Source organism: Enterococcus sp. C65, from assembly GCF_040887165.1.
Lineage (GTDB): Bacteria > Bacillota > Bacilli > Lactobacillales > Enterococcaceae > Enterococcus_B > Enterococcus_B hirae.
Genome location: NZ_JBFOFG010000043.1, coordinates 1 through 262, shown reverse-complemented (window position 1 = coordinate 262; position 262 = coordinate 1). Strand labels below are relative to the sequence as shown.

General features: G+C 35.5%; 1 pseudogene. It reads left to right on the top strand.

Going from position 1 to position 262, the window contains the following annotated elements:
• Window positions 1-262 (top strand): annotated as a pseudogene (locus AB3I12_RS13475) (hypothetical protein); the annotation flags it as partial.

The following is a 262-nucleotide window of genomic DNA, read 5'->3' as shown; positions in this document are numbered from 1 at the left end:
TTACCATTGAGAATAGTGTACTTGATCAAAATTATATGAAAAAAGTTCCTGAAGCTCTTGGCATGAGAAGAGAAGATGAAAAAACACTTCGAGATATGATCAGCGAAAGCCTGAAACAGCAACCCAATAAATTACAAGAAAATAAGACAGACACTAAAATAAATGGGAAGACTATAGATCAAGTACAGACTGAAAACATGATATTGTTATGTGAGGCAATGGACACAGCATTGGGACTTAAAGCGAACAAAAAGGTAGACCC